This window comes from Pseudomonas sp. NPDC090592, assembly GCF_044769185.1.
Taxonomy (GTDB): Bacteria; Pseudomonadota; Gammaproteobacteria; order Pseudomonadales; family Pseudomonadaceae; genus Aquipseudomonas.
In genome coordinates this window covers 1-20,332 of the sequence record NZ_JBIVXJ010000026.1, presented here as the reverse complement: position 1 = coordinate 20,332, position 20,332 = coordinate 1, and the positions used below count along the sequence as shown (strand labels likewise).

17 protein-coding genes are annotated in these 20,332 nt (G+C 62.9%); 11 read left to right on the top strand and 6 right to left on the bottom strand.

All coding sequences use genetic code 11. The annotated features are described in order from the left end of the window. Positions 1–237 precede the first annotated feature (237 nt). The 9 genes from ACIQUI_RS20965 to ACIQUI_RS20925 all read left to right on the top strand — a co-directional run bounded on the left by ACIQUI_RS20965 (position 238) and on the right by ACIQUI_RS20925 (position 12,678). Positions 238–549, top strand: a complete 312-nt coding sequence (locus ACIQUI_RS20965; protein WP_016715535.1) for a DUF485 domain-containing protein — start codon at positions 238–240, stop codon at positions 547–549. Then, entirely contained in the window at positions 546–2,210 is a 1,665-nt protein-coding gene (locus ACIQUI_RS20960) for a cation acetate symporter (protein ID WP_403202351.1), read from the top strand. The genes ACIQUI_RS20965 and ACIQUI_RS20960 overlap by 4 nt, the downstream gene beginning before the upstream one ends. Before the next feature lie 212 nt (positions 2,211–2,422). Next, the gene (locus ACIQUI_RS20955; protein ID WP_403202349.1) at positions 2,423–2,899 is read left to right on the top strand and encodes a CS1 type fimbrial major subunit; all 477 of its coding nucleotides are present in this window, start codon (positions 2,423–2,425) and stop codon (positions 2,897–2,899) included. Positions 2,900–3,034: 135 nt separating this feature from the next. Then, on the top strand, positions 3,035–5,491 hold the full coding sequence (locus tag ACIQUI_RS20950) for a TcfC E-set like domain-containing protein (RefSeq protein ID WP_403202347.1): 2,457 nt from the start codon (positions 3,035–3,037) through the stop codon (positions 5,489–5,491). Next, on the top strand, positions 5,488–6,711 hold the full coding sequence (locus ACIQUI_RS20945; protein WP_403202345.1) for a hypothetical protein: 1,224 nt from the start codon (positions 5,488–5,490) through the stop codon (positions 6,709–6,711). Before ACIQUI_RS20950 ends, ACIQUI_RS20945 begins: the two co-directional genes overlap by 4 nt. Positions 6,712–6,879: 168 nt before the next feature. Further along, entirely contained in the window at positions 6,880–7,578 is a 699-nt protein-coding gene (locus tag ACIQUI_RS20940) for a molecular chaperone (RefSeq protein ID WP_403202464.1), read from the top strand. Further along, positions 7,575–8,771, top strand: a complete 1,197-nt coding sequence (locus ACIQUI_RS20935; RefSeq protein WP_403202343.1) for a hypothetical protein — start codon at positions 7,575–7,577, stop codon at positions 8,769–8,771. The genes ACIQUI_RS20940 and ACIQUI_RS20935 overlap by 4 nt, the downstream gene beginning before the upstream one ends. A gap of 28 nt (positions 8,772–8,799) precedes the next feature. Continuing rightward, on the top strand, positions 8,800–9,426 hold the full coding sequence (locus tag ACIQUI_RS20930; RefSeq protein WP_403202340.1) for a response regulator: 627 nt from the start codon (positions 8,800–8,802) through the stop codon (positions 9,424–9,426). Further along, positions 9,427–12,678 (top strand): response regulator, encoded by a 3,252-nt coding sequence (locus ACIQUI_RS20925; protein WP_403202338.1) that lies wholly within the window; start codon positions 9,427–9,429, stop codon positions 12,676–12,678. Here ACIQUI_RS20925 and ACIQUI_RS20920 read toward each other — a convergent pair. Continuing rightward, positions 12,606–12,758, bottom strand: coding sequence for a DUF3309 family protein (locus ACIQUI_RS20920; RefSeq protein WP_012271016.1), 153 nt, complete (start codon positions 12,756–12,758; stop codon positions 12,606–12,608). The genes ACIQUI_RS20925 and ACIQUI_RS20920 overlap by 73 nt on opposite strands. 240 nt (positions 12,759–12,998) lie before the next feature. On the opposite strand from ACIQUI_RS20920, the gene ACIQUI_RS20915 reads away from it, so the two are divergent. Next, positions 12,999–13,808: an SDR family oxidoreductase gene (locus tag ACIQUI_RS20915; RefSeq protein WP_403202336.1), complete on the top strand. Its 810-nt coding sequence runs from the start codon at positions 12,999–13,001 to the stop codon at positions 13,806–13,808. Positions 13,809–13,928: 120 nt separating this feature from the next. Then, positions 13,929–14,117: a carbon storage regulator CsrA gene (gene csrA / locus ACIQUI_RS20910; RefSeq protein WP_403202333.1), complete on the top strand. Its 189-nt coding sequence runs from the start codon at positions 13,929–13,931 to the stop codon at positions 14,115–14,117. A gap of 67 nt (positions 14,118–14,184) precedes the next feature. On the opposite strand, the gene ACIQUI_RS20905 is transcribed toward csrA, so the two are convergent. The 5 genes from ACIQUI_RS20905 to ACIQUI_RS20885 all read right to left on the bottom strand — a co-directional run bounded on the left by ACIQUI_RS20905 (position 14,185) and on the right by ACIQUI_RS20885 (position 20,047). Next, on the bottom strand, positions 14,185–14,412 hold the full coding sequence (locus tag ACIQUI_RS20905) for a YheU family protein (RefSeq protein WP_051099660.1): 228 nt from the start codon (positions 14,410–14,412) through the stop codon (positions 14,185–14,187). Between the two features lie 161 nt (positions 14,413–14,573). Then, on the bottom strand, positions 14,574–15,758 hold the full coding sequence (locus ACIQUI_RS20900) for an osmoprotectant NAGGN system M42 family peptidase (protein WP_403202331.1): 1,185 nt from the start codon (positions 15,756–15,758) through the stop codon (positions 14,574–14,576). 125 nt (positions 15,759–15,883) lie between these two features. Further along, entirely contained in the window at positions 15,884–17,629 is a 1,746-nt protein-coding gene (gene ngg / locus ACIQUI_RS20895; RefSeq protein ID WP_403202328.1) for an N-acetylglutaminylglutamine synthetase, read from the bottom strand. A gap of 3 nt (positions 17,630–17,632) precedes the next feature. Beyond that, the gene (locus tag ACIQUI_RS20890) at positions 17,633–19,420 is read right to left on the bottom strand and encodes an N-acetylglutaminylglutamine amidotransferase (RefSeq protein ID WP_403202325.1); all 1,788 of its coding nucleotides are present in this window, start codon (positions 19,418–19,420) and stop codon (positions 17,633–17,635) included. Positions 19,421–19,591: 171 nt separating this feature from the next. Continuing rightward, on the bottom strand, positions 19,592–20,047 hold the full coding sequence (locus ACIQUI_RS20885; protein WP_403202322.1) for an REP-associated tyrosine transposase: 456 nt from the start codon (positions 20,045–20,047) through the stop codon (positions 19,592–19,594). Between the last annotated feature and the right edge of the window lie 285 nt (positions 20,048–20,332).

The window sequence follows — 20,332 nt, the reverse complement described above, 5'->3', positions numbered from 1 at the left end:
TAGGGCCAGTTTTGCTGCTTCGCGGGCTTGCCCGCTCCCACAGGTATATCACTGCCCTCAGGCCTTGTGATGTCCCTGTGGGAGCGGGCATGCCCGCGAAAGGGCCATCAGCTTTGTTACACAATCGGTAAAACACCGTTGCATCTAAGACTAAGGTCGTCTGGTTGCCGTCCAACAGCCGCATAAAGTAAGGGCGTGGGTACCATCCCCAACTTGTGCTGCTAGGACAAAAACAAAATGAACGACAGCATTTACCTCTCGATACAAAACAGCCCCCGCTTCAAGGAGCTGGTCACCAAACGCGAACGGTTCGCCTGGATACTCTCGGCGATCATGCTCGGCCTGTACTGCGCCTTCATCCTCCTGATCGCCTACGGTCCTCAAGTACTGGGCGCCAAGCTCAGCCCTGAGTCGTCGATTACCTGGGGCATACCCCTGGGCGTCGGCCTGATCGTTTCGGCATTCGTCCTGACCGCCATCTACGTACGCCGCGCCAACGGCGAATTCGATGAGCTGAACAAGGCCATCCTGAAGGAGGCGCAACAATGATTCGCCATGCCAAAACCTTGGCCGTACTGGCCTGCGGAGCCTTCGGACCCGCCGTGTGGGCCGCTGATGCCCTGACCGGCGAGGTGCAGAAACAACCGCTGAACGTTTCCGCCATCGCCATGTTCGTGGCCTTCGTCGCCTTCACCCTCGGCATCACCTACTGGGCCTCCAAGCGCAACAAGTCGGCGTCGGACTACTACGCTGCCGGCGGCAAGATCACCGGCTTCCAGAACGGCCTGGCAATCGCTGGCGACTACATGTCGGCGGCGTCCTTCCTGGGTATTTCCGCGCTGGTGTTCACCTCTGGCTACGACGGCCTGATCTACTCGATCGGCTTCCTGGTCGGTTGGCCGATCATTCTGTTCCTGATCGCCGAACGCCTGCGCAACCTGGGCAAGTACACCTTTGCCGACGTGGCCTCGTACCGCCTCGGGCAAAAGGAAATCCGCACCCTGTCGGCCTCCGGTTCGCTGGTGGTGGTGGCCTTCTACCTGATCGCGCAGATGGTCGGCGCCGGCAAGCTGATCGAGCTGCTGTTCGGCCTGGACTACCACGTGGCGGTGATCCTGGTCGGTATCCTTATGTGCCTGTATGTGCTGTTCGGCGGCATGCTGGCCACCACCTGGGTACAGATCATCAAGGCTGTGCTGCTGCTGTCCGGTGCCAGCTTCATGGCGCTGATGGTGATGAAGCACGTGGGCTTCGACTTCAACACGCTGTTCTCCGAAGCGATCAAGGTACACGCCAAGGGCGAAGCGATCATGAGCCCGGGCGGCCTGGTCAAGGACCCGATCTCGGCCTTCTCGCTGGGCCTGGCGCTGATGTTCGGTACCGCTGGCCTGCCGCATATCCTGATGCGCTTCTTCACCGTCAGTGACGCCAAAGAGGCGCGCAAGAGCGTGCTGTACGCCACCGGCTTCATCGGCTACTTCTACATCCTTACCTTCATCATCGGCTTTGGCGCCATCCTGCTGGTCAGCACCAACCCGGACTTCAAGGACGCCGCCGGCGCCCTGCTGGGCGGCAACAACATGGCGGCGGTGCACCTGGCCGATGCCGTGGGTGGCAGCGTGTTCCTGGGCTTCATCTCGGCGGTAGCCTTCGCCACCATCCTGGCAGTGGTTGCGGGCCTGACCCTGGCCGGTGCCTCGGCGGTGTCGCACGACCTGTACGCCAGCGTGTGGCGCAAGGGCAAGGCCAACGACAAGGACGAGATCCGCGTGTCGAAAATCACCACCGTCGCCCTGGGCGTGCTGGCGATCGGCCTGGGTATCCTGTTCGAGAAGCAGAACATCGCCTTCATGGTCGGCCTGGCGTTCTCCATTGCCGCCAGCTGCAACTTCCCGGTACTGCTGCTCTCGATGTACTGGAAGAAGCTGACCACCCGCGGCGCCATGATTGGCGGCTGGCTGGGCCTGATCAGTGCAGTGACGCTGATGATCCTCGGCCCGACCATCTGGGTACAGATCCTCGGCCACGAGAAGCCCATCTACCCGTACGAGTACCCGGCGCTGTTCTCGATGGCCATTGCCTTCGTCAGCATCTGGTTCTTCTCGGTCACCGACAAGTCCAAGGCGGCTGAAAACGAACGTGCGCTGTTCTTCCCGCAGTTCGTGCGTTCGCAGACTGGGCTGGGGGCGAGCGGGGCGGTTTCCCACTGATCCTGAGCTGATGCTTTAGCACAACGCCCCGCTTGCCGGTGCGTTGTGCTTTCCAGGCAAACTGGCTGAATGTCGCTGGGAAATTTCAACAATTCAGTCGGATAAATCCCGTATTTCCCTTGTGGGTAAAGGCGAATAATTCCACCTGTCAACGGCGCTTTGCCGAGTTGATCATCAAAGCTCATTTCTACAGGTTTCCAGGAGATTTATTCGTGAAAGCACTCATGCTGGCACTTCCATTCGCTGCTCTCGTTGTCGGCCCAGCCATGGCCGAAGACCCGATCGAGAAACAGGTGCTGATTACAGCTACTGTGCCCACAGCCAGCTTCTACGTCGAGCCTGTCGGTGGCAACTGGATGAACGATCCGCAGGACATGGCCTGGAACTCGTTTCAAGGCTCCCTGACCCCGGTTCGCAAGCAACTGCAAGCCAAGAGCACCATTGGCCCGATCACTGCCCACCTGTTGTCGCCAGCAGTGGTCAGCAGTGGCTTGGATTCCATTGGTCTGGACGTCAAGATCGGTGACACGCTGCTCACCACGAATGCGGCCGAAATTCTCACTGAGGCCCAGGCAGCACCCGGTGCAATCGTCGACTTTGAAGTCGCCGCGCAGATCCCCTCCGGTGGCTACAAGCCAGGCAACTATCAAGGCCTGGTCAGCATGATGTTCGAAACCGCCGCCCCCTGATCCGACCGCATTTTTCCCCTTCTTTCATCCGTTGTTGCTCACCTTCACCCCTTGCCAGCAGCCGGGGGTGAAGGCGGCGTATTGCTTGCAGGCAGGGTCATGGCTTTTCCCCTAACTATAAAGACTTTGCTGCTGATGGCAGGCCTTGTCGTGCTCCCGATTGCCGCTCAGGCGTCTGACCGTGCAATGGGCGTGGTCAGCCAGGCCCAAGGCCTGCCACGGGAGTTCGAGGAACACTTCTTCGATGTGCCACTGGCCGTGCGGGTGGACCTGGATAACCGCTACCTGGGTGATGCCATGGTGGTGCTCAGCCGCGATGAACGTGTGCAGTTGCTGGAATTCACCGACCACTTCGACAGCCGCGAGCCAGAGACCCTGCGCCGTCGCTGGCAGGAGCGGCTGGCCTCCGGCCGCCCGCTGGGCGACTGCAAGGGCGACTGCCCGGACGGTTTGCGCGCTATCCACTACAGCCTGGTCAACTCGCAGCTTTCCTTGCTGACCCATGCCGCCGAGCTGGGCGGCGACGCACCGCGCTACCACGCCTTGCCCGAACAGGGCAGCGGGCTGCTGCTGCGCAACCAGCTCAACCTGGTCAGCGATGGCCGCGACACCAGTGGCCTGTTTTCTCTGGCAGGCCAGGGCAGCGTCGGTAACTGGACCACCCTGGCCGATGCCCAGCTTGACCGTGGCAGCGTCGGCAGCCAGCAAACCCGGCACCGGGTCAGCCAGTTGTATGCCGAGCGTTTGCACGATGAGCATTTCTTTCGCCTGGGCTATTTCACCCCCGGAGCCCAAGGCCTGACCCGCCAGCCGCGGCTTTTGGGGCGCAGTCCCGATACCACGCTTGGCCTGATGTTCGGCAGCAGCGACAGCCTGCTGATCGATAATGGCCAGCCCAGTTCGACGCCCATCTACGTCACCCCCAATCGCCCGGGTGTGGTGGAGATCTACCGCAATGGCTCGCTGATCAACAGCCAGCCGGTGCAGCCTGGCTTGCAAGCCCTGGATACCCGGGTGTTGCCAGGTGGCATCTACCAGGTCGAAGTGCGCCTGTTGGAGGACGGCCAGGAAACCGCACGCACCGAGGAGTTCGTCTACAAGCCCAACAGCTGGCGCAACCCCGACAGCCGCTGGCGCTACAACCTGTACCTGGGCCAGCAGACCAGCCTGCTCAGCAATTGGGATGAAGACCACGACGACAGCCTCAGCGGCGGTGTCATGGCCAACTACCTGCTGCACCCGCGGGCAGTACTTGGCGTGTCCGTGCAACAAGTGGAAGAAGACATGCAATACGGTACTTCGCTGGACTGGGACGCACTCGACCGGCTCAAGCTTTATGGCAACCTCTACCGCACCGAGAACCAGGGTGATGGTTACGACCTGCAGGTGATCCACAGCCACGACCTCGGCTCGCTGGTGTTCAGCCACAGCCGCTCCTGGCTGGAAACGGTCAGCCGCGCGACCCACAGCCAGTTCGTGCGCTACAGCGAACAAACCCAGACCTCCCTGTTGCTGACTCACCGCCTGAACAACCGCAGCACCGCCACCATTCGCCTTGCGCACAGTTCGGGCGCCGCCGACGGCCTTGGCATCGACCTGGGCTGGTCGCACTACGGCAAGTTGCTGGGTTCTGATGCCAACTGGCGCCTGAGCCTGTTCGACCGCCCCGGCAGCCGCAGCAGCGGTGACAAGCGCAGCCGTGGCGTCAACCTGGCCGTGAGCATGAGCCTGGGTGGCCCCGGCGAGCGCATTGCCGCCACCATCGGTAGCCGTACAGGCCATAACGGCGGGCGCGACCAGAATGCCTCGCTGTCCTACCAGCGTGACGTCGACCTGGGCGTGGTGCACAGCCTTGGTGGCACCGTCACGGCCGACCGTTATGGCGCCGGCTTCGGCGGCACGGCGCAGTTCCAGAACCAGGCGCTGTACGGCGATGCCTATGCGCAGAGTTCGTCCTACAACGGGGAAATCAGCGCCGGCCTCAACCTGCAGAGCATCGTCGCGGTGGGGGATGGCAAGCTGGCCATGAGCGGCCAGTACCTGCCCCACGATGCCGGGTTGATCGTCGATGTCGAGAGCGACATAGAAGGCCTGGCCCTGCGTGCCGACGATCAGTATGGGCTGAGCGCCACGCTTCACCCCGGCCGGAACGTGATCCCGGTTGGCGCCTACAAATCCGGCTACGTGCAGTTTGACCTGGATGGCGACAACGAAGCGGCGGCGGTGATCCAGCCGACCAGTTTCGACTACCACCTCAACCGGGGCGGGGTGGGCTACCGCAAGTTGCGGGTGATGCGCACGCTGACGGTGTTGGGGCGGCTGCTTGACCGTGACGGGCGCCCGATGTCCGGCGCCCAGGTGGTCAACCATGCCAGCCGCAGTGTCAGCGAGAACGGTGGGCATTTTGCGGTGGAGATGAGTGAGTCGACGCCAACCCTCGAGGTGCGTCGGGGAGGTGAAGCCATTTGCTTGCTCACGCTCGATTTCAAGGCGTATGAGCGGGAGGGGGATGTGTTGCTTGCGGGCGATCTGCCTTGTGAACCGGCCCATGTTGCCCACGCTGGGCAGTTTCAGAAAGAGGACAGAAGTTGAGCAAGTGGATGGGAAAAGCGCTCGCGGGAACGCCTGCAAAAACGTCTCGTGCTTCATGCCTGCTTTTGTGCCTGGCCTGTTCGCCAATGGCGCAGGCACTGGAGGCTCTTGTGAGTGCTCAGTACACGGGTGATTCGTCAGGGCATTTTGAAAACACCACGCCCCTGGCGGCCTATTGTCAGCGTTGGTCTGCGGACTGCAGGGAAATGAGAGCCATGCAGTTACCGATCACCTATACAAAACAGACAATCAGGAACACGGGCGATCCACGGAACAACTTTTACATTCAACTACCCTCAGCCCGCTCGGTCGATGTTTTCCATCAGGCGACGGGTGAGTCCCACCGTCTGAACTTTGAATTCCTGGGTGTCAGTAAGCAGGTGGAGGGTACCAAGGAACTGATAGAGAACCCCGTCTGGACGCCAAAAGTGCGTGGAGGCTGCAGCTTCAAACAAGGCTTTGGCTATCCATCGCCTCCATTTGCTACTCATTTCCTGTGGTTGATCCGCAATGCCCAGTCCCCAGCGCCCTGTTACTCCAACACCGAACAGGTGCCGACTGGCTACACCACTACTACCTCGGTCAGCAACATGGGCATTGCCTATAGGCTGACCATGCCTGAGCCCAATCGCATGAAGCCCGGTTTTTATACCGGTAGCCTGACCTACAGCATCGGCCCGGGTGGCGACTTCGACTTTGGCAATGGTGTAAGCGCTCTCAATGGCAGCAGCCTGACATTGAACTTCGAACTTGACGTACAGCATGCCTTCGTCTTCGAGTTCCCACCTGGGTCGGACCGCGCGGTGCTGGAGCCACCAGGAGGATGGGGGGCGTGGCTTGGGGGCAGAGGAGCACCCCAGCAGTTGCAAAGGGACCTGCCATTTCGGCTGTGGTCCACAGGCCCGTTCAAGGTCTACAAGCTATGCCAGCGCTACCTGGGCAACGGTTGCGCCATTCAGAACGCAAGCAGCCACGCAGTGCCAGTTACCGTGGGCTTGAGCATGCCGGGGGGGATTCTGCACCAGGGCAAGCCGGTACAAAGGCTGGAACTGCCCTCCGGGCGCAATGATGCATTGGCTTTCGATTCGGTAACACCCGTGCTCAACCGCCCCGGCCAGTTGCACTTCTCGGTAGGCGCGCAAGAGGTCCAGACCATGCTGGATCATCCCGGCACGCGCTACGAGGGCCTGGTTACCGTGGTGTTCGACTCGGAGCTTTAGTTCGCACCTGTCTTTAGGAAATTTCCTCAAAGCGTAGGGAGATTTCCTGCATTTTCTACGTGTACAAAAGACCAAAATACCTGCGGCGATACTGATTGGCTATCAGGGGCTTTTTGCAATGGAGATTTTTCCGTGAAACCACTTCGTTATATTTGCCTGGCCTTGGCCATGCTGCCTTGCCTTGCGCAGGCTGGGCCCGAACTGAATGTGGGCGGGCTCTACGACTACCTGGAGGAAGGCAAAAGCACCTTGCTCAAGCGCGTGCGCAACGGCGGCGATGCCACGGCATTCGTCAAGGTCAGCGTGGTCGAGCTGGTGTATGACGGCAGTGGCCCTCCCCGTGAAGTCGCCCTCGAAGGCCTGGCCCTGGAACAGCGTGGCCTGATAGTCAGCCCGGCGCGGTTGATCGTGCCGGCCCGTGGCATGCAGGCGGTGCGCCTGTTATATCGCGGTGAACGCGACAAGGAACGCTACTACCGCCTACGTTTCATCCCGGTGCTGCCGGAGCAGGGCGACGGCTTTGCCGTCAGCGAGGCCGAAGCCGAGCAATATCGCGACAGCCTCAAGGCCGGTGTCAACCTGCTGGCCGGCTACGGCACGCTGCTGTTCGTGCGGCCTGCGCAGCCGCGTTACCACACGCCCGTGCTGCGCAATGCGGGGCTTCTGACCATCACCAATGAAGGAAATGCCACGGTAGTACTGGACCACTTTCGCCAGTGTCGTGCGGCGGGAGAAGCGTGTGAACCGGCCACCAAGCACCACTTGTTGCCTGGGCGCAGCAAGCAGTTCCCAGGGGCTGCCGACCAGGTCCATCAGTTTGAACTGCATGAGGGTGACCGCCGTAGCGCCATGGTCGTAGAGCGATGAACGGCCGGTTGAGGTGGTTGCCACGCTGCCTGCTGGGCGGGGCGTCGCTACTTGTGGTGCCTGCGGTCACGGCGCTTGAAGTGACCATTACCGCCGAATACCGAGGAGGAGGCAGCGGGCGTTTCGACAATACAACGCCAGCCGGTGGTTTGTGCAGTGACTGGCCCGCTACCTGTGCGAACCGCACCACGGTGACCTTGCCTATTACCTACGACAAGAAAACCACCAAGGGTGCTACCGACCCACGCGATGAGTTTTTCATCAGCGTGCCGGCCAGGCGCCGGGTCGATGTGTACCATGATGCAACCGGCGAGTCGCGGCAGCTGACATTTGACTGGACGGCCATCAGTCAACGGGTGCAAACCGGCAGCGATCTCTTTTATCACCCGTTGTATCAGATGAATCTCAACGGAGGCTGTCGCCAGGTCGGCAGCGCGTCGCAATTCAGGCCAGCCATTGTCAGGTACCTGTTCGATATAACCCAGCCTGGCGCGCCAGCGCCGTGCTGGGCCAACGGTCGCAACGCACCGAACGGCCGGGTCGAAATCGCCTCGGTGCAGGATACCAGCGTTGCCTTTAACATCGACATTGCCCCGCCATTTCGCATGCCCAGTGGCACCTGGCGTGGCAGTGTGACCTATCGCATTGGCGCTGGGGGCGATTTTGACTTCGGTAACGATGTCACCGCGCTCAGTGGAGACAGTCTGACCGTAAACTTTGTCCTCGACGTCCAGCACGCCTTCATCTTCGAGTTTCCTCCCGGCTCAGACCGGGCGGTGTTAGAGCCACCGGGGGGTTGGCAAGCCTGGTTGGGCGGCGGCAAGCCCCCCCAGCGGCTTGTTCGCGACCTGCCGTTCCGGGTGTGGTCGACTGGCCCGTTCAAGGTCTACAAGCTATGCCAGCACTATGCTGACACCCGCTGTGGGATACGCAATGACCAAGGCGAGCAGGTGCCCGTCGAAGTCGCCATGAGCCTGCCAGCAGGCATTGAACACTCAGGTGCACCGGTACAACGCCTGGCGCTGCCCAGCGGGCGCACGGCTGCACTGCAGTTCGATGCGGCCATGGCCACCTTGAACCGCCCAGGCCAACTGCATTTCCAGGTAGCCCGCAATGATGTGGAGGACATGCTCAAGCACCCGGGCACCACCTACACAGGGCATGTCACCGTGATATTCGATGCCGAGTTATAGGTCGTAGTCTCAACCAACGAGGTGCCTCATGCACACAGCACTGGTGGTCGACGACCACCCTTTCATCCGCGCTACCGTGTGCGCGCTGCTGCGCCGGGAACGCCTGGAAATCGTCGGCCAGGCCGACAATGGCATCGACGCGGTGCGAATGGCCCGTGAACAAGCGCCCGACATCATCATCCTCGACATCAGCCTGCCCGGGCTGGACGGCATGGAGGTGATTGCCCGGGTGAAGCGCCTGGAGCATCCGGTCAAGACCCTGGTGCTGACATCACACCAGGCCGAAGCCTACTGCTTGCGTTGCATGCAGGCCGGGGCTGCCGGGTTCGTTTCCAAGACCAACGACCTGGGCGAGCTGAGCAAGGCTGTACGTGCAGTGCTGTCGGGCTTCACCTACTTCCCGGATGTAGCGTTGAGCACGGTGAACAGCCACGAACGGCACGCCAGCGAAGCGCAGCGCATCGCCACCCTCAGCGACCGCGAGCTGATGATCCTGCAGCACCTGGCCCGTGGCCTGAGCAACAAGGCGGTGGGTGAAGCGATGCTGCTGAGTAACAAGACCGTCAGCACCTACAAGGGGCGCCTGCTGGAAAAACTACGCCTGAACTCGCTCATCGACCTGGCGGATTTCGCTCGTCGCAACCAGCTTGTTTGAATGGTACGTGCAATCTGGCTGTTGTTGGTGTGCTGTGCATTTCCCTTGCCGTGCATGGCTGCGCCGTTGTTCCACGGCCGAGCAGTCTTCGAAGGGCCACGTGCCGAGCCGGTCAGCAGTGACTTGCGCTGGCTTTGGCACCACCGCGTGCTGCGCCTTGGTGTGCTGGGCAACGACCAGCCGCCGTTGGATATCCTCGGCACCGGGCGTGCCTATGAAGGGATCACCGCTGATTACGCGGGCCTGTTGGCCGAACACCTTCACTTGAACATGCAGGTACATGTGTTCGATTCGTTCGAGGCGGCAGCTGCGGCGTTGCGCGAGGGCACAGTCGACCTGCTGGGTTCGGTCACTGCACAGCAGGCGTTACAGGCCGGCTTGCGCCTGTCGCCATTCTACGCCGAGGATCACCCCTTGTTACTGGCCCAGGAGCACAAGCCCGTCAAGCAGGATGCCGAACCCTTGCGCCTGGTCATGGTGGACGGCTACCGCACGCAGGAACAGGTCAGCCAGTACTACCCACAGGCCAGCCTGCACGTACACCCCACGGCATTCAGTGCGCTGGCCGCGCTGGCACTTGACCAGGCCGACCTGTACCTGGGCAATGCGCTGATTGCGCGCTATGTGCAGGGGCGTAGCCCGTTCAGCGGAGTGGAAGAAATCGGCCACGCGGCCTTGCCGCGCCAAGGCATCGGCTTTGCCATGCTGGACAACGGTACGCCCTTGCCGGGCCTGGTGGATGCCGTGCTGGAGAGCATCAGTGCGGCCCAACGTGCACGCATCCTGGCACGCTGGAGTCCGCAGGCGGGCAGCACGCGCTCGCCCCAGGCGGTGCAGTTGAGCGAGGCCCAGCAACGCTGGCTGGCTGACAACCCCAAGGTGCGCGTGCTGGTAGACGATAAGTTGCTGCCGCTGAGCTACCGCGACAGCAAAGGCCAGCTACACGGCCTGACCCTTGATGTGCTGCAATTGATCACCCGGCGCACGGGCCTTGAGTTCGACGTGCAGGCAGGGGCAGATGTCGAGCAGATGATCGGGCAGGTCACCCAAGGCAAGGCGCAACTGATTGCCGGGCTGCCCTACAGCGACAGCCTGGCGCAGCGGCTGGGGTTCAGCCGTGCTTACCTGACTGCTTCGCGGGTGCTGGTCAGCCGCACGGGCGCCCCGGCGCCGGCCACGCTTGAGCAACTGGCCGGCCGGCGCGTGGCGGTGGTGTGGGGCAGTGCCATGGTCGAGCTGTTGCAGGAACGTTATCCGCACATTCGCCAGCGCTTGCTGAACGGCCCGCTGGAGGCGCTGCACGCGGTTGCCGATGGTCGAGCGGACGCAGCCTTGCTGACCCTTGATGACGCCCGCGCCCTGGTTGCCCGCTGGTATCCCGGGCAGTTGCAGGTCAGTGCCAGCCTGGCGTTGCCGCCTGCGCATTTCGCCTTGGCCAGTACCCGCGGAGCCAACGAGTTGCTGGGTATCATCGACAGCGCGTTGCTTAGCCTGACGCCGCATGAGACCACCGCGCTGGTGCGCCGCTGGCGCAACCCGATGATTGTCTCCGATGGTGTCTGGCCGCGCCATCGCGGTAAGGTGCTGTTCGGCTTTGGCGTCGCCCTGTGCCTGCTGTTGATTGCCTTGTTGTGGATTCGCTACCTGCGCAGGCTTCAGGTGCAATTGCAAAGGGCCAAGCGCGCGGCGGATGCAGCCAACCAGGCCAAGACCGAGTTTCTCGCCACCATCAGTCATGAAATTCGCACCCCGCTGCATGCAGTGCTGGGCATGCTTGAGCTGGCCCAGCGCAAGGCAGCCCAAGGCGTGCTCGACCGCCAGGCTATCGAAGTGGCCACCGAAGCAGCGCGCGGGCTCAAAGACCTGATTGGCGACATCCTCGACATCACCCGCATCGAAACCGGCCATCTTCAGCTATCGCCGCAGCGTGTAAGGGTGAGCGAACTGGTGGGGCGGGTGGTGCAACTGTTCGAACAGCAAGCCCGTGGCAAGGGCCTGGAGTTGCAGATGCAACTGAGCGGGGCAGTGGGCACCGAGGTGATGCTTGACCCGCTGCGTTTCAAGCAGGTGCTGGCCAACCTGCTGAGCAACGCGATCAAGTTCACCGAGCGCGGTCGCATTGTGGTCAGCTTGCAGGCTGCACCGACCGGTGGGTTGCTCGATACCCTGCTACTGGTCAAGGACAGCGGGGTGGGCATCGCCGCCAGCGAGCTGGCGGCCCTGGGTCAGCCGTTTTGTCAGGCCAGCAACCACCGCCAGTCGCCACGTGCCAGCACTGGCCTGGGTCTTAGCATCAGCCGTAACCTGTGCCAGTTGATGGGCGGTCAGTTGCAATTGCGCAGCACGCTGGGGGAAGGTACCGAAGTGCAGGTGCAACTCAAGCTGCCGATGTTGGCCATCGCGGTGCCAGTGCCTGAGGCTTCCCCTACGCAGGGGGATGAGCCAAGCGCCCGGTTGAGGGTGCTGGTTGTGGATGACTACCCGGCCAACCGGCTGCTGTTGGCACAGCAACTGGATTTTCTGGGGCATCAGGCAAGGGTTGCCGAAGACGGTGCCCAAGCCTTGCGCTTGTGGCTGAAAGAGCATTTCGATGTAGTGATCAGCGATTGCAACATGCCGCGCCTCAACGGCCATGGGCTGGCCCGTGCCATCCGCGAGCACGAACGCCGTAGCGGGCGCCCGCGCAGCCGAGTGATTGGCCTGACTGCCAGCGCCGAGGCGTCCGAGCGCAGGCGCAGTTGCGAGGCGGGTATGGATGATTGCCTGTTCAAACCGCTGGATTTGGGCAGCCTCACCCAAGCATTGACCAGTGCATGGCCTGCGCAGGGGCCGAACGACGACGCCAGCCTGGTAGACCTTCAGCACCTGAGGCACTTGGTGGGTAACGATGAAGCTGCCCTAAAGGCGCTGCTTGGTGACCTGCGCGCCAGTAACCGTGATGACCTGCAGCGCCTGGAAAACCTGGGCGATGCGCCGGCCGCCACCGCCAGGCTGGTGCACAGGGTAAAAGGCGGCGCACGCATTGCCCGCGCCGATGCGCTCGTTGCGTTGTGTGAGCAAGTTGAACGTTGTTGCCACACGCAGCCTTTGCCACGCGAGGCACTCAACCTGGCGATCCGCGCCTTGGGCGACGGTATGCGGCGCCTTGAAAGGCAGCTGGAACGCCAGGCCGGGCCGGTTCATATCATGCCAAGCAGTAACAGCACCAACAAAATCACCAACACCACGCCAACGATACCGGATGGGCCGTAGCCCCAGCTGCGCGAGTGTGGGAAGACCGGTAAGCCACCAATCAGCAGGAGGATCAGGATGATGATCAGAATCGTGGTCATGACAGAATCCTTGCGTGGTTGAGGGTCAAGGGCCTTGGGTTGCCGGCCTCTTGTAAGTTCGGACCATTGCGGTTTGTGAAAGATTCCATTTGTGTGTTGCCTGCACCGGCCTCTTCGCAGCACAAGGCCGGCACTGACTGCATGGTCATGCCCGCCCATTCACTACCCTGATGAACCCTGTCACCCCTCCTGGCCTTGATTAGACTCGCAGCACTACCATTCAGAACAAGGCCTGCCACCATGCAAAACCGCATCATGATCACCGGCGCCGGGTCCGGCCTCGGGCGCGAGATCGCCCTGCGCTGGGCACGTGAGGGCTGGCGCCTGGCGCTGGCCGATGTCAATGAAAGCGGCCTGCGCGACACCCTGGAGCTGGCCCGCGCGGCCGGTGGCGAAGGCTTCGTCCAGCGCTGCGACGTGCGCGATTACAGCCAGCTCACCGCGCTGGCCCAGGCCTGCACCGAGCAGTTCGGCGGCATCGACGTAATCGTCAACAACGCGGGCGTGGCCTCGGGTGGGTTCTTCGCCGAGCTCTCGCTGGAGGACTGGGACTGGCAGATCGCGGTCAACCTGATGGGCGTGGTCAAGGGCTGCAAGGCGTTCTTGCCGCTGCTGGAGCGCAGCAAGGGGCGCATCATCAACATCGCCTCGATGGCCGCACTGATGCAGGGCCCAGGCATGAGCAACTACAACGTGGCCAAGGCCGGTGTGCTGGCGCTGTCGGAAAGCCTGCTGGTGGAACTGCGCCAGCTGGAGGTGGCGGTGCACGTGGTGTGCCCGTCGTTCTTCCAGACCAACCTGCTGGACTCGTTCCGCGGGCCCAACCCGGCGATGAAGGCCCAGGTGGGCAAGCTGCTGGAAGGTTCGCCCATCAACGCGGAAGAGATTGCCGAGTATATCCATCAGCAAGTGGCAGCCGGCGAGTTCCTGATCCTGCCCCATGAGGCAGGTCGACAAGCCTGGGCACTGAAGCGCGAAGCCCCCGGGCGACTGTATGACGAGATGGCCGGCATGGCGGCAAAAATGCGTGCCAAGGCGCATTCTCGGTGAGGTTTCTGTAGGAGAAGTTACCGGTGAATGTAGGGTGCTTCTGATTTGCTGTGGAAGTATTGAGTAGGTTTATGTCCACGATGCACGCTCCGTTTTTACCTTTCGCTAAAGGAGCGGAACATGCTGGTAATCGGGCGCGAAGTGGGGGAGATCATCGTGATTGGCGATGATATCCGCATCATGGTGGTAGAGACGCGGGACGGGGTGGTGCGCTTCGGGGTCGATGCGCCGAGGCAGGTGCCGGTGCACCGGGCCGAGGTGTACAAGCGCATCAAGGCGGGAGAGCAGGACAAGACCCGCAGGGCTTGATGGGGCCTGTGCCGGCCTCTTCGCGGGCACTGTGGGAGCGGGCTTGCCCGCGAAGAGGCCGGGCCTGCTAATCGAGCAACTCGCGGGGCACATCATGCCTGGCCAGCAACTGGCACTGCTGGCTTTCCGGGTCGAACAGGATGAACGCCTGCCCCTTGGCCAACGCCTGGCGCACCCGCAGCACGCGGGTTTCCAGCGGGGTATCGTCGCCGTTATCGGTACCGTCGCGGGTGACGAAGTCTTCGATCAGGCGGGTCAGGGTTTCGGCTTGCAGTTGGTCGTAGGGGATCAGCATGGTGGGCGGTGTCTAGGGGGGATGGGGACATGCTACGCGAAACATTGGAGATTTTGGGGCCGCTTTGCGGCCCATCGCGACACAAGGCCGCTCCAGGGGGTCGCATACACCTGTAGGAGCGGCCTTGTGTCGCGATGGGCTGCAAAGCAGCCCCATGGCCCTCAAGCCTTGTTGCCAACCAGGCTGTCCACCGCCGGCACCCGCGTGTCGCTTTCCATCTGCGCATCGTGCTCCAGCTGGTGGCTGAACCTTTCAAGCGAAGCATTGGCCGGCTGCGAGTCGCTGGCGAACACCGGTGGGCTCAGCAGGTACGCCGACAGCAACCGGCTCAATGCCGCGAGGCTGTCGATGTGCGTGCGCTCGTAGCCATGGGTGGCATCGCAACCAAATGCCACCAGGGCAGTGCGAATATCATGCCCCGCCGTTACCGCCGAGTGGGCATCGCTGAAGTAGTAGCGGAACAAGTCGCGTCGCACCGGCAGTTCCTGCTCACCGGCCAGTTTCAGCAGGTGCCGGGACAGGTGGTAGTCGTAAGGCCCCGACGAGTCCTGCATGGCCACGCTTACCGCGTGCTCGCTGGAGGCTTGCCCCGGCGCCACGGGGGCGATGTCGATGCCGACAAACTCACTGACATCCCAGGGCAAGGCGCCCGCTGCACCCGAGCCGGTTTCCTCGGTGATGGTGAACAGCGGGTGGCAGTCGATCAGCGGCTGGCGACCACTTTCCACCACCGCCTTCAGCGCTGCCAACAGTGCCGCCACGCCGGCCTTGTCGTCCAGGTGACGGGCGCTGATGTGGCCGCTTTCGGTGAATTCGGGCAGTGGGTCGAAGGCAACGAAGTCACCAATGCTCACGCCCAGCGCCTCGCAGTCGGCGCGGGTGGCGCAGTAGGCGTCCAGGCGCACTTCCACGTGTTCCCAACTGATCGGCATCTGGTCGATGGCGGTGTTGAAGGCATGCCCGCTGGCCATCAGCGGCAGCACGCTGCCGCGGAACACACCGGTGTCGGTGAACACGCTGACCCGGCTGCCTTCGGCAAAACGGCTGGACCAGCAGCCGACTGGCGCCAGGGCCAGGCGGCCGTTGTCCTGCAACTGGCGCACGCTGGCGCCGATGGTGTCGAGGTGGGCCGAGACGGCGCGGTCGGGGGAGGTCTGCCGGCCTTTGAGGGTGGCGCGAATGGTGCCGCGGCGGGTCAGCTCGAACGGGATGCCCAGTTCGTCCAGGCGTTCGGCCACGTAGCGCACGATGGTGTCGGTGAAACCGGTGGGGCTGGGGATGGCGAGCATTTCCAGCAGCACGCGTTTGAGGTAGTCGAGATCGGGTTCGGGGAGTCGTTCGGACATGAGTACTCCTTGAAAATTGTGTTGGTTTCTTCGCGGGCATGCCCGCTCCCACAGGTAATGCACAAGGCTTCGGCCCTGTGGCGGACCTGTGGGAGCGGGCGCGCCCGCGAAGAGGCCATCAGCTGTTACGCCAAAGGCCTGCTATGCGGAAACAGCAAGTCGATAAACCGCTCGGCCGTTGGCTGCGGTTCATGGTTGGCCAACCCGGCGCGTTCGTTGGCTTCGATGATCACGTACTCCGGTTGCCCGGCATCGCGCACCATGAAGTCCAGCCCCACCACCGGTATCTCCAGCGCCCGCGCTGCGCGCACGGCTGCGTCCGCCAGCACCGGGTGCAGGCGTTCGGTCACGTCTTCCAGGGTGCCGCCGGTGTGCAGGTTGGCGGTGCGCCGCACGGCCAGGCGCTGGCCGTTGGGTAACACGTCGTCGTAGGCAAAGCCCGCCGTACGCAGGGTGCGCTCGGTTTCGTCGTCCAGCGGAATGCGGCTTTCACCCCCGGTGGCCGCCTGGCGTCGGCGGCTCTGGGCTTCAATCAACTGGCGGATGCTGTGCTTGCCGTCGCCCAACACCTGGGCCGGGTGACGGATGGCGGCGGCCACCACTTCGTAGCCGATCACCACGATGCGCAAATCGAGCCCCGCGTGGAAACTCTCCAGCAGCACGCGGCTGTCGAACTGGCGGGCGTTTGCCACGGCGCGGGTAATGTCGTCGATGCAGGTCAGGTTCACCGCCACGCCCTGGCCTTGTTCGCCATCGACCGGCTTGACCACCACCGCGCCATGCTCGTCGAGAAAAGCCAGGTTGTCGTCGCCATTGCCAGCCAGTTGCTGCGCCGGCACCTGCAGCCCGGCGTGGTGCAGGGCATGCTGGGTCAGGCGCTTGTCCTGGCACAGGGTCATGGTCACGGCGCTGGTCAGGTCGCTGAGCGACTCACGGCAGCGAATGCGCCGCCCGCCCAGGCTCAGGGTGAACAGGCCGCCAGCGGCATCGTCCACATGCACTTCAATGCCGCGGCGCAGGGCCTCGTCGACGATGATGCGCGCGTAGGGGTTGAGGTCGGCTTGCGGGCCAGGCCCGAGGAACAGCTGCTCGTTGATGCCGTTCTTGCGCTTGACCGCGAAGGTGGGCAGGTTGCGAAAGCCCAGCTTCTGGTACAGGCGCTTGGCCTGGCGGTTGTCGTGCAACACCGACAGGTCGAGGTAGGCCAGGCCACGGCTCATGAAATGTTCGATCAGGTGGCGCACCAGCACTTCGCCGACGCCGGGGCGGGTGCAGTGTGGGTCCACCGCCAGGCACCACAGGCTGCTGCCGTGCTCCGGGTCGTCAAACGCTTTGGCGTGGTTCAGGCCCATGACGCTGCCGATCACCGCGCCGCTGTCTTCGTCTTCGGCCAGCCAGTACACCGGGCCGCCCAGGTGCCGCGGGGTTAGCAGGCCGGCGTCGACCGGCAGCATGCCGCGCGCCTGGTACAGGGTGTTGATGGCCTGCCAGTCGGCCGCGTTTTGTGCCCGGCGCACGCGAAAGCCGCGGAACACCCGCTGAGCTGGCCGGTAGTCGGTGAACCACAGGCGCAGGGTGTCGGACGGGTCGAGGAACAGTTGCTGCGGGGCCTGGGCCAGCAACTGCTGGGGCGCGGCCACGTACAAGGCGATGTCGCGCTCGCCGGGGCGTTCGTCCAGCAGTTCTTCGGCCAGGCTGGCCGGGTTGGGGTAGGTGTGGCCGATCAGCAGCCGGCCCCAACCGCAGTGCACGGCGCGCGGCTGGTCGTGGGGCTGGCTGCCATCGCCGGCCAGGCGCGCCTGCAGGCGTTCGTAGGACGGCGCCTGGCCGCGCAACAGGCGCTGACCGTATGCGATTTCGTGGGCTTTCATCGGTCAGATTCCTTGTTCACTCAACCACAGGTTCAGCGCTGCCAGCTGCCACAGCTTGGAGCCGCGTAGCGGCGTAAGCTGGCCGTGCGGGTTGCTCAGCAAGCGGTCGAGCATGGCCGGGTTGAACAGGCCCCGGTCCTGGCTGGGGTCGGTCAGCAGTTCGCGCACCCAACCCAGGGTGGCGCCTTCCAGGTGCTTCAGGCCCGGTACCGGGAAGTAGCCCTTCTTGCGGTCGATCACCTCATGCGGAATCACCCGCCGCGCCGCCTGCTTGAGCACCTGCTTGCCGCCGTCGGGCAACTTGAAACGCGCCGGGATGCGCGCCGAAAGCTCCACCAGGCGGTAGTCGAGGAACGGCGTGCGCGCCTCCAGGCCCCAGGCCATGGTCATGTTGTCCACGCGTTTGACCGGGTCGTCTACCAGCATCACCGTGCTGTCCAGGCGCAGGGCCTTGTCCACGGCGTCGCGGGCACCGGGGCGGGCGAAGTGCTCGCGCACGAAATCGCCAGCGGCGTCGGTTTCCAATAGCCAGGGCGCCTGCACGGTGTCGCGGTACTCGGCGTGGCTGCGGTCGAAAAACGCATCGCGGTAGGCGGCAAAGGCATCATCGGCGCCGTCTACCTGCGGGTACCAGTGGTAGCCGGCGAACAGTTCATCGGCGCCCTGGCCGCTTTGCACGCCCTTGCAGTGCTTGGCCACTTCCCGCGACAGCAGGTAGAAGGCGATGCAGTCGTGGCTGACCATCGGCTCGCTCATGGCGCGGAAGGCGGCCGGCAGCTGGTCGATGATCTCGTGTTCGGCAATGCGCAACTGGTGGTGGCGGGTGCCATAGTGTTTGGCAATCAGGTCGGAGTACTGGAACTCGTCGCCGCGCTCGCCGCCGGCATCTTCAAAGCCGATGGAGAAGGTCGACAGGTCGTCCACGCCCACTTCGCGCAGCAGGCCCACCAGCAGGCTGGAATCAACCCCGCCGGACAGCAGCACGCCGACGTCGACGGCGGCACGTTGGCGGATGGCCACGGCATCGCGGGTGGCGTCGAGCACGCGGGTGGTCCAGCCTTCCAGGTCCAGCTCACGCTCGTCCGGGTTGGCGCCGTATTTCAGCTGCCACCAGGTCTGGCGTTCCACTTCGCCATGGCGGTCGATGCGCATCCAGGTGCCGGGCTCCAGCTTTTGCACATTGGCCAGCAACGTGCGCGGCGCCGGTACCACGGCGTGGAAGTTCAGGTAGTGGTTGAGCGCGACCGGGTCGAGCATGGGGTCGATGTCGCCACCCTTGAGCAAGGCTGGCAGGGTCGAGGCAAAGCGCAGGCGTTCGCCGTTGCGCGACAGGTAAAGGGGTTTGACGCCCAGGCGGTCGCGGGCCAGGAACAGGCGCTGGTTGTCGCGCTCCCAGATGGCCAGGGCGAACATGCCGTTGAGCTTGGGCAGCAAGGCAGCGCCCCAGGCGTGGTAGCCCTTCAACAACACCTCGGTGTCACCATCGGACCAGAAGCTGTAGCCCAGGTCCTGCAATTCCTGGCGCAGTTCGGGGAAGTTGTAGATGGCGCCGTTGAACGCCAGCGAAAGGCCCAGGGTATTGTCGACCATCGGCTGCGCCGAGCCGTCGGACAGGTCCATGATTTTCAGCCGCCGGTGGCCCAGGGCGATCGGGCCCTGGCTATGGAAGCCCCAGGCATCCGGGCCACGCGGGGCCAGGTGATGGGTGATGCGCTCTACCGCAGCCAGGTCGGCTGGGCGAGGGGCTTGGTCGATGGGGGTGAAACGCAACTCTCCTGCTAATCCGCACATAAGTCCTTACCGGTTTTTCCGTTGGGGAGGTGATGCCCCGGATTAGGGCACCTTAAGGAACTGACCTATGTGCTTTGTGAGAGTTTTAGAACAATCTGTTATATGGGGAGTTGAAGTGGCAGGTCCTATTGGGGCTGTTGAAATTGAGGGCCGCGTGAGACGTGCAAAGCCTCACACCCAGACCGCATCCCAATGGGGGTAATCACCGATCCTCGATACCAACCCGGCCCTCAAGGGGTTACAAATCACATACCTTGCAACCCTGAGGATGTCGTCCTCCTTGCGCAGTGCGCAGTCCTGATATCCAGGCTGCCATACCCTCTGACGTGGCAATCCTTGTTTGTACAACGCATGGCTACTCCGAGATTTGAACCTTCGCATCACAGTGCAGAGTGTCGATTCCTTCAACTGGATCAGCCAGTGCAGATGATCTGGCATTAGTACCCAAGCCAAGGATTGGCAGGCATCCTCACGCTCCGTCTGTCGAAGTTCGGAGATAACGGCTCGAGCAGACCACAGATCAGTGAAAGTGCGCTGTCGGTTGTTGGTAACGGTTGTTAGTAGGTAGATACCGGAGGGCTGAGAGAAGCGGCCACGGCGCAAGAGATGAGATTTCGCACAGTCCATGTGGATTCCTTAGTAGAGCTCAGGACAAAATCTAGATCGCGCTGCAAAACCGTGGAGCTGGAATGTATTGCTGGATGTGCTGGGGTTGGTAAAGCCGCTGGGTGTGGCTTGGGGGTATTGTGGTGCTGGAATTGAGCGCTGCCCGTGCGCTACTTCGCGGGTGTATGGCATGACATTTTTAGCGCCTGTGAGATCGAGCGCCGCCCGCGCGGCGCTTCGCGGGGCAAGCCCGCTCCCACATTTGTTGCAACGTGGCCATGCCTGTTGGAGAGGCGTTGTCAGCCT